The organism is Aeromonas sp. R9-2 (genome assembly GCF_040908025.1).
In the GTDB taxonomy this organism is placed as follows: Bacteria; Pseudomonadota; Gammaproteobacteria; order Enterobacterales; family Aeromonadaceae; genus Aeromonas; species Aeromonas veronii.
The window spans coordinates 45528-54058 of sequence record NZ_JBFOCX010000009.1 but is presented as its reverse complement, the minus strand read 5'-3'; the positions used below and the strand labels follow the sequence as shown (position 1 = coordinate 54058).

Sequence of the window (8531 nt, the reverse complement as noted above, 5' to 3'; positions counted from 1 at the left end):
CAAGCGCGCTCGCACGGTGAAAGTGGCCTATCGACAACCCGCCAAGGGGCGTATCACCGACCTGGTTATCGATTCGACCGGCCTGAAGGTATTTGGTGAAGGCGAGTGGAAGGTCAGAAAACACGGCGCCGAGAAGCGGCGTGTGTGGCGCAAGCTGCATCTGGCGGTAGACCCAGTGACCCACGATATCGTGGCGGCGGAAGTGTCGTTGGAAAATGTCCATGATGCCGAGGTGCTACCAACTCTGCTCAAGCCACTACGGCGTAAGCTGGGACGTGTTTATGCGGATGGCGCCTATGACAGCAAAGCCAGCCATCAGCTTATCTCGCGCAAAGGGGCGACAGCCTGTATCCCGCCTCGCAAGAGCGCGGGGTTATGGAAAAAGGGGCATCCAAGAAATGAGGCTGTGCTGGTGATGCGCAAGGAAGGGCTGGCGCACTGGAAGAAGATATCGGGGTATCACCGTCGCTCGCTGGCAGAGACAGCGATGTATCGGTTCAAGCAGTTGCTGGCGGGGAAAATCAGTCTGCGTAACTACAACGGCCAAGTGGGAGAAGTGATGGCGTATGTAAGCGCCATAAACAAGCTGAATATCCTTGGTCTACCTGTCAGAAAGCCCCGAGTGTAGCGGTACTTGGGCAGGGGAAGTCATGACTTGCTCGTTGATTTGGGCAACAACGCCAGTCTGGACAAAAGAAAAGGCCCAAAAGGGGCCCTTCTTTAATTAGCGAATATAGTCAAATAGCGTCAGACGGCTTATTTTGCTGAAAGAGAGTTGCGAGGCACTCAATGCCGCATCCTCTTTTGACAGCGCGGAAATCACTTCATAGAGGTCCGCTTCCGACACCTTGGCTCTCGCCTCGGCGTTGAGGGTACTCAATCCCTCATTGGAGCCCATAGCCTGTTCCAGACTGTTCATCCGGCCGCCCAACTCACCCAACCCATGATCGATATTCAGGCGGGCATTTTTCATATGAACGGTGGCATCGGCTATTTTCTGCTCGAAGGTCTCGGCAGAAATAGCCGGATCTCTCAGAGCCGTAATAAAATCCGACATACCATTCAATATGTTGTCATTCTTCGGTGGATTAAGGTCAAACTGCTGAGCCGCACCACCTGCAGGCAAATCAAGGGTCAACTCCAGACCATTAAAGGGGATCTTGGTGCCAGCAGTGTAGTTACCCGTTTGCAACGTATTGCCACCGGCATCCTTGATATCATAGGTATCCGGTGGACCTATGGTGGTTGATACGGTATAGGTGTTGCTGGGTAGGGCCGAGTTATAATTGGACTTATAGAAATTATCAAAGTTACCCTGATCTCCTATCCCAACCTTGATATTTAATGTGGTTGCACTGGCGGTTCTTCTGGTCGCCACTATTTCAAACAGATCCTGCCCGGAATCATTGGCAGCGATTTGTACTGTGGGTGAGACCTGAATATTTCGCTGACCTGGATCACCCTGATAAATATATTTTCCGTTGACGTCTTTTATATATGGCTGGGTCTTGCTCTGATTGCCACCAAATATAAATTCACCCGATGAGTTTTTGCTATTCATCAGGTCGAACATCTGCTGCTGTAACCCTTCAAGCTCGCTGGCGATGGCCTTGCGATCATCGTCACTGATAGAGCCGTTATTTGACTTCTGGATCAGGGTCTGGGCACTGAGCATTGCCGTATTAAGAGAATCCAATACTGTCTCTTCATGCCCCAGGCTGTTTTCCAGCAAGCTGCCATTGACACTGTACTGCTTGAACAGGTCAATCTCCTTGGTCAGTGCCATCTTCTGACTCATCCCTGCGGGATCTTCTCCAGCTGTCTGAAATTTATTGCCGGTTTGCAGTTGTTGATAGGCAGTATTCAACCGCTCGTTGGCACTGTTGAGGGAATATAAATTCCGGTCGTAGATCATGTTGGTGGTGATGCGCATGACGTTACCTCACGGAAGAGAGCAGTGTATCGAAAATGGTTTTGGCCGTGCTGACGATTTGCGCCGATGCCGCATAGGATTGCTGGAAGCGGATCAGATTGGCCGCCTCCTCCTCCAGATTGACCCCTGACACGCTTTCAAAGATGCCGGTGCTCTGGATAAGCTTGGACTCATTGGCCTTGAGCAGCGTTTTTGCCTGACTGGTATTGTTACCCACTTCCATCACCAACCCGGAATAGGCCTGATTGAAGGTCATCTTGTCGTTGGTCGTCCCGCCATTGGTGCTCTTGCGCACCAGATCCTTGTTTTGCAGCTCGGCCAGAACCAAGCCATTGCTGTTATCGGCAAAGCCATTGCTATTGTAACTGAGCTTGAAACTGTCTTTGGGATCCACCGTTCCGGTGATGCTGAACTCGTAGCCGGGGGCCTGTTTCGGGTTGGCATAGACTGCAGCTCCGGCGGGGAAAGGGTTAACGATAGCCGACATCAGGTTTTGCCCCTTGCTGCTCGCGGGGGCCGTGCCAATCAAGGTAGTGCCATCGGCTTGAAACACCTGATAGTTACCACTGCCATCGATTTTGACCACCTGAGGCGCTGTCGGGCTCAGACTATTGGTACCAAAACCTGACCCTGCACCTGTATTGAATACGCCACCCAGTTTGATATCAGCCCCGCCGCCATTATTGGTGGTCTTTTCCGCTTTAAGCGGAGAGGCCAGGGCCAAATCTTCCGGTCGGGTGATCAGCTGACCCAGACCGGCGGCCGCACTTTTGGTCGGTTGCAGCAACAGTCTGTCACCCGCAGCCGGCGCACCGGTGAGATCGATTGAAATGCCGTGACCCGTGAGTTCAAACGTTGCAGGAGGGGTCGTGCCAGTCGCCACAGAGGTTCGATTACCAGACTTGTCCAGCGAGAACACCTCATAACCGGTGGCGCTGCTAAAGCGCACTTCGTAATCAAACGGGGTCACTGATGTCCCCTTGCCCGGCACGAAGCTGACATTAGCCCCGACCGTCCCGGTGTTATTGCCGTAGGGTAAGCCCTTGCTGGTAGGCAGGGTGAAGATATCGCCGCCAATTTCATTATCCAGATCCATCCCGAGGCGGTTCTGCTGATTCATCGCATCCGCCATCGCCACGGCCAGCTGCCCCAGTTCGCGCTTGGTCGGCTCAAGGTCGGTACGCGCCTTGAACAGCCCCCCCATGGCACCACCAAACGTATCGTGATCGATGGTTGCCTTGTTCGCCCCCAGGGTCAGTTGCAGCTCCTGATCTCGGGAGTCAGGATCTCCTGCAATCACCTTGAACTGGGCGACGCCCCCATCGAGGATCAGCGAATGGCCAGTGCTCATATTGACCAGCATGCTACCGTTGGGTTGGGCTACGGTGCGAATATCCATCTTCTCCGACAGCTGGCGGATCGCCTCATCCCGCTGATCAAACAGCATCAGGTTCTCTTCGGGTGACCCCTGGGTGCGGATGATGGCCTGATTAAGATCATTGATGCTGGTGAGCAGGCTGTTGACCTGCTTGGTTTCATCTTCGATACGGGTGTTGAGGGTATCGCTCTGCTTGTCGAGCTGCGCCGAGAGGGTATGAAAACGGTTGACCATGCCACTCAACTCCGTCATCACCACCTTGCGCCCACCGATCTCGGCAGGCGATTCATTGGCTGAGTGAAATGACTTGAAGTAGGAGGTGATGGCCGCCCCCACGCTGTTGCTGGTATCCCCAAGCAAGCTGTCAACGCCAGCCAGCTGTTCATAATGGGTCAGGGAGGCATGATAGGCGGAGGTATCACGGCGCACCTCCCCCTGCATATAGTCGTTGATTACCCGCTGGGTCTTGATGTCACCGGTCCCCAGACCGATGGTATTGGTATACACCAGCGTACGCTCACGCACATAGCCCTGGCTATTGACGTTCACTATGTTGTTACTGGTGGTCTGCAGCAGGCGTTGCTGTGCCAGCACGCCCGATGAACCAATCCCAAGCAGGTCGCTTGCCATACGTTACAGCTCCATCTCGTTGTATTGAGCAATGGCATCACTGCGCAATACCTGTTTCAATTTTCTGGCGTAGTGCGGGTCGGTGGCATAACCCGCCTGTTGCAGCGCCTCAAAGTAGCGATCGGGACTATCCACCTTCGCCAGGGCTCCCTTGTAGCGAGAGCCGGAAGTGAGGAAGTCCACGTAGTCGTTGAAGCTCTCTTCAAACGACTCATAGGAGCGAAATGCCGCTTTCTGGCGGGAGGCGACGCCTTGCTCATACTCGAGCGTGCTGACCACCGCCTTGGGCCCTTCCCAGCGCGGATCGGCCTTGATGCCAAACAGGTTATGGGTCACCTGACCCTCGCCATCCTTGATCACCCGCTTGCCCCAACCGCTCTCCAGTGCCGCCTGAGCGACCAGTACCGCCGGGCTTAACCCCAACTTGTCGGCCGCTTTCTTGGCCAGCGGCATCAGGCGATTGACGAACTCTTCGGGCGTATCGAACTCCTTGCTCCCACTACCGGTGGCACTGCTCTCTTCGCTGGCCATGCGTCCCATGGGCGGAATGCTGCGGTGCAGTCGACGGGGCATAGTGAGTGTGTGGCTCTCCTTGACCCCCTCGGTCATCTCTCTTTCAGCAAAATCTTTGCCAACTTTTGATGCCGCGATCAAATCATCGGCAGCGGCCGTGGGTGGCTGATAGGGTTTGTAGGTACGTTCGGTACGCTGCGGCATCTTGAGCACCCGTCCATCCTGATGGGTAAAGGTCTCGGGAGAGAGCTGCTTGGCCACCATGTCAGCCAATCCCAGTCCCCCCTTGCTGGACATGTCGGCAACCCGCTGCTCATCAAGCATCCCTTCATAGAACTGGGTATAGCTGCTGTTCATCGGGTTGTCCTGAGTCAACACCCCGTTGGCCTGACGCATGCTCTGAAACAGCATCTGGGTAAAGATTGACTCGAACTGGCGTGACGCACTTTTGAGCGCTTCGGCCTGTCCCTCTTTGCTTTGGCTCATCTGGCGCAGACGATCCAGGTTCTTGATGTCCTGTACCATCCCGAGATTCATGCCGCTGTTGCTGTCAAACTCCGCCATTTTGCTTACCTCATTGCCACCCGTGGCAACCACTTGCCGCTTGTTACAATATGACCAGTTGCCCCTCAATGGCGCCTGCCTGCTGCAGCGCCTCAAGGATGGCCATCAAATCACCGGGGGCGACCCCGACCTGATTGACCGCCCGGACCAGATCGTCCAGGGTCGCACCGGTATCAAACTTGAACATCCGCCCCGGCTCCTGCTGGACATTGATGGTCGAGTTGTTGGTCACCGTCGTCTCTCCTCCCGCCAACGGGTTGGGCTGGGAGACCTGCTGGTTTTCGGCGATGGTCACCGTCAACCCGCCATGGCTGATGGCCGCCGGTTTGAGCTTGACTTGACTGCCGATCACTATTGTGCCGGTGCGGGAGTTAACGATGATCTTGGCCGCCTCGTTGGCCGGATCCACCTCCAGATTCTCGATTGTGGCGAGATAGGAGACGCGCTGACCCGGATCCCGCGGGGCATAGACCTTGACCGAGGTGGCATCGAGCGCCTGAGCGGTATTGGGCCCAACCAGATCGTTGACCACATCGGCCAGACGGCGCGCTGTAGTAAAATCTGGTCGGTTAAGGTTGAAGGTGATGGTGTCCCCCTGACTGAATGAGTTGGGCACCTCCCGCTCCACGGTCGCACCGTTGGCAATCCGCCCGACAGTCGGGGTATTGATCACTACCTTGGAGCCATCAGCCCCCTCGGCCCCCAGACCACCGACCACCAGACTGCCCTGCGCGACCGCATAAACCCGCCCATCGAGCCCTTTCAGGAAGCTCTGCAGCAGAGTGCCGCCCCGCAGACTCTTGGCCTCGCCGATGGCAGAGACCGTTACGTCGATGGTCTGGCCCGGCTTGGAGAAGGGGGGCAGGTCGGCATGGATCGCCACCGGAGCCACATCCTTGATCTTGGGCTTGATGTTATCCGGCACCTTGATGCCAAAATTGTTGAGCATGGTACGGAAGGTCTGCTCGGTGAAGGCGTTGTTCTTCTCGCCAGTGCCGGGCAACCCCACCACCAGACCGTAACCAATCAGCTGGTTGTTACGCACCCCTTCAACCGAGCTGATGTCCTTGATCCGGGCCGCATTGGCCACACCCAAGGGCAGCAGACAGCAGAGCAGTGTGACAAGACGGAGTGACTTCATAACATCTCCTAGAGCGGCCACCAGGGACCATTGAAAAAGCTGGTAAGCCACCCTTGCTCCTGGCTATTGGCCAGATCGCCGGTACCACCGTAGTAAATGCGGGCATTGGCCACTTTCTGGGACGAAACGCTGTTATCAGATGTCACATCCTCCGGGCGAATAAGGCCGGTGATCCGGATATATTCATTGCCATTGTTGAGCATGATCCACTTCTCGCCGCGCACCACCAGATTGCCGTTGGGCAGTACCTTGGCCACGCTGACCGAAATATTGCCCTGCAGGCTGTTGCTCTGATCCGCCTTGGCCTGGCCCTTGAACGCGCTGTCTTGAGCAATGGAGGCTGAGAGATCATAGGGGCTGGCGGTCACGGGCACGCCACCCAACTTGACCGGGTCCAGATTGAACTTGTTATTCTTGCCACTCTGGGTATTGGCCTTTTTCGAGGCGGAGGTCGACTCCGACAACTCGATGGTAATGATGTCGCCTACCTTGTGTGCCTTGATATCCGAATAGATGCCATTGACCTGATCCGGCTGGAAAATCGCCCCTGTCGGTCGCACCGACACCGGCTCCGACTCCCCGTAGACGGGGGAAAACTCGGGATCATCAGGCTTGGGCGTATTGGGAGTGCTGCTACACCCTCCCAGCACCAACAATCCCAGCATCCATACGGCTTTCATCATGCACCTCCTAATTAGGTACGCTGGATCAGGAAGGACATCATGCCGTCCACGGCGGAGAGCACCTTGGAGTTCATCTCGTAGACCCGCTGAGCCTGAATGAGGTTCACCAGCTCTTCGGTCACGTTGACGTTGGAAGTCTCCAGCATCCCCTGCTTGATCACCCCCAAGCCATCGGCACCGGCAGTCCCCTGAGCGGCAGCACCGCTGGATTGGGTCTCGACAAACATGTTCTCCCCCATCGGCTGCAAGCCGCTGGCATTGACGAAGTCGGAGATGTTGATCTGACCGACAACCTGAGAAGCGCCATCGCCCTTGAGCTGCACCGAGACCTGGCCATCTTCACCCACCGTAACGCTCTGGGCGTTTTCCGGGATCTGGATTTCCGGTTGCAGCGGGTAGCCATTACCCGGGGTCACTATGGTCCCTTCATCGTTGAGGGTGAACTGACCGTTGCGGGTATAGGCCGCACTACCATCCGGCAGCTGAATTTCAAAGTAGCCGCGACCACTGATCATCAAGTCGAGCGAGTTGTCAGTGGTTTGTACGTTGCCCTGGCTGTGGTTTTTCTGGGTCGCCACCACCTTGGCACCCGCCCCCAGCATCAGGCCGGAGGGGAGCTCGGTATCGGCAGAGGAGCGGCCACCGGGCTGATTGATGTTTTGATACAGCAGATCTTCAAAGATGGCCCGTGACTTTTTGAAGCCCACGGTGCTGGCGTTCGCCAGGTTGTTCGAAGTAACCGAAATATTGGTCTGCTGTGCATCCAACCCGGTCTTGCTGATCCAGAGTGCGGGATTCATAGGTAACTCCTTGATTAGCTGATTCGCAGCAGTTGGGTTTGAGCTTCATCATTCTCTTCGGCCGTCTTCATGATTTTGACCTGGGTTTCGAACTGGCGTTGCAGCCGGATCAGGTTGGTCATCTCATCCACCACATTGACGTTGCTCCCCTCAAGGGAGCCGGCAATCAGGCCAACGTTGGCAGAGGCGGGTTCATTCTGACCATCCTTGCGGCGAAACAGACCATCTTGCCCCTTCTCCACCGCATCGGCGGCCGGGTTGACCAGCTTGATCCGCTGAAAATCTTCCGGCAAGTTGGCGGCAGCCCCCTCCGGACGACCGCTTATGGTGCCATCCCGATTGATCTCGAGTTTCTCCATCGGCATCGGCAGCACGATGGGCTGACCACCGTCATCCACCACATTCAGTCCGGTCGAGGTCTGCAAGTTGCCGGTCGCATTGACCTGCAAATTCCCCATGCGGGTATAGGCCTCACCGCCCTTGGGATCCTGCACGGCAATCCAGCCAGGACCATCCACCGCCACGTCCAAATCCCGTCCGGTGGTCATCAGCATGCCATGCTGCAGGTTCTGCCCCGGGCGCTCAGCCATGGCAAACACCCGGCTTGGCAAGCCCTCTCCGAACGCCTGCATGCTTCTGGCCTGCTCGAAATCGGACTTGAAACCGGTGGTATTGGCATTGGCGAGGTTGTTGCCCCGAACAGCCAGGCTGTTCATGGTCTCTTTGGCCCCGGACATGGCGATATAAAGCAGGTGATCCATGGAATTCTCCGTCAAACAGATGACTCTGACAGGAGAAATGCAATTAGAGTGCCAACAGCAGAAATATGGGGGGATAAGGATGGGAATGCGACAGAAACAGAGAGGGGGCCAAGCCCCCTCTCATTATC

General features: G+C 56.1%; 8 protein-coding genes. 1 reads left to right on the top strand and 7 read right to left on the bottom strand.

Going from position 1 to position 8531, the window contains the following annotated elements; translation table 11 throughout:
- The coding region (locus AB5Y71_RS02995; protein ID WP_368170954.1) for an IS5 family transposase at positions 1–628 on the top strand (628 nt) is incomplete at its 5' end.
- 96 nt (positions 629–724) lie between these two features.
- Here the strand turns inward: AB5Y71_RS02995 and flgL are convergent.
- From flgL to flgF, 7 genes are read right to left on the bottom strand one after another with little or no spacing between them, the layout of a single operon-like run.
- Positions 725–1933: a flagellar hook-associated protein FlgL gene (gene flgL, locus AB5Y71_RS02990; protein WP_368170953.1), complete on the bottom strand. Its 1209-nt coding sequence runs from the start codon at positions 1931–1933 to the stop codon at positions 725–727.
- Between the two features lie 4 nt (positions 1934–1937).
- Positions 1938–3941 carry a flagellar basal body rod C-terminal domain-containing protein gene (locus tag AB5Y71_RS02985; RefSeq protein WP_368170952.1) on the bottom strand — a complete coding sequence of 668 codons (2004 nt, stop codon included), beginning with the start codon at positions 3939–3941 and terminating at the stop codon, positions 1938–1940.
- Positions 3942–3944: 3 nt separating this feature from the next.
- On the bottom strand, positions 3945–5018 hold the full coding sequence (flgJ, locus tag AB5Y71_RS02980; protein ID WP_368170951.1) for a flagellar assembly peptidoglycan hydrolase FlgJ: 1074 nt from the start codon (positions 5016–5018) through the stop codon (positions 3945–3947).
- 43 nt (positions 5019–5061) lie between these two features.
- A complete protein-coding gene (locus AB5Y71_RS02975; RefSeq protein WP_005350664.1) occupies positions 5062–6159 on the bottom strand; it encodes a flagellar basal body P-ring protein FlgI in 1098 nt (365 codons plus the stop codon).
- An 8-nt stretch (positions 6160–6167) separates the two neighbouring features.
- Positions 6168–6839: a flagellar basal body L-ring protein FlgH gene (flgH, locus tag AB5Y71_RS02970; protein ID WP_005350662.1), complete on the bottom strand. Its 672-nt coding sequence runs from the start codon at positions 6837–6839 to the stop codon at positions 6168–6170.
- Positions 6840–6853: 14 nt separating this feature from the next.
- A complete protein-coding gene (gene flgG / locus AB5Y71_RS02965) occupies positions 6854–7642 on the bottom strand; it encodes a flagellar basal-body rod protein FlgG (protein ID WP_005334158.1) in 789 nt (262 codons plus the stop codon).
- A 14-nt stretch (positions 7643–7656) separates the two neighbouring features.
- On the bottom strand, positions 7657–8403 hold the full coding sequence (flgF, locus tag AB5Y71_RS02960; protein ID WP_005334159.1) for a flagellar basal-body rod protein FlgF: 747 nt from the start codon (positions 8401–8403) through the stop codon (positions 7657–7659).
- Between the last annotated feature and the right edge of the window lie 128 nt (positions 8404–8531).

Excerpts from the sequence above, each read along its gene's own strand:
- flgL (WP_368170953.1), bottom strand. The coding sequence starts at position 1,933 with ATGCGCATCACCACCAACATGATCTACGACCGGAATTTATATTCCCTC.
- AB5Y71_RS02985 (WP_368170952.1), bottom strand. The coding sequence starts at position 3,941 with ATGGCAAGCGACCTGCTTGGGATTGGTTCATCGGGCGTGCTGGCACAG.
- flgJ (WP_368170951.1), bottom strand. The coding sequence starts at position 5,018 with ATGGCGGAGTTTGACAGCAACAGCGGCATGAATCTCGGGATGGTACAG.
- AB5Y71_RS02975 (WP_005350664.1), bottom strand. The coding sequence starts at position 6,159 with ATGAAGTCACTCCGTCTTGTCACACTGCTCTGCTGTCTGCTGCCCTTG.
- flgH (WP_005350662.1), bottom strand. The coding sequence starts at position 6,839 with ATGAAAGCCGTATGGATGCTGGGATTGTTGGTGCTGGGAGGGTGTAGC.
- flgG (WP_005334158.1), bottom strand. The coding sequence starts at position 7,642 with ATGAATCCCGCACTCTGGATCAGCAAGACCGGGTTGGATGCACAGCAG.
- flgF (WP_005334159.1), bottom strand. The coding sequence starts at position 8,403 with ATGGATCACCTGCTTTATATCGCCATGTCCGGGGCCAAAGAGACCATG.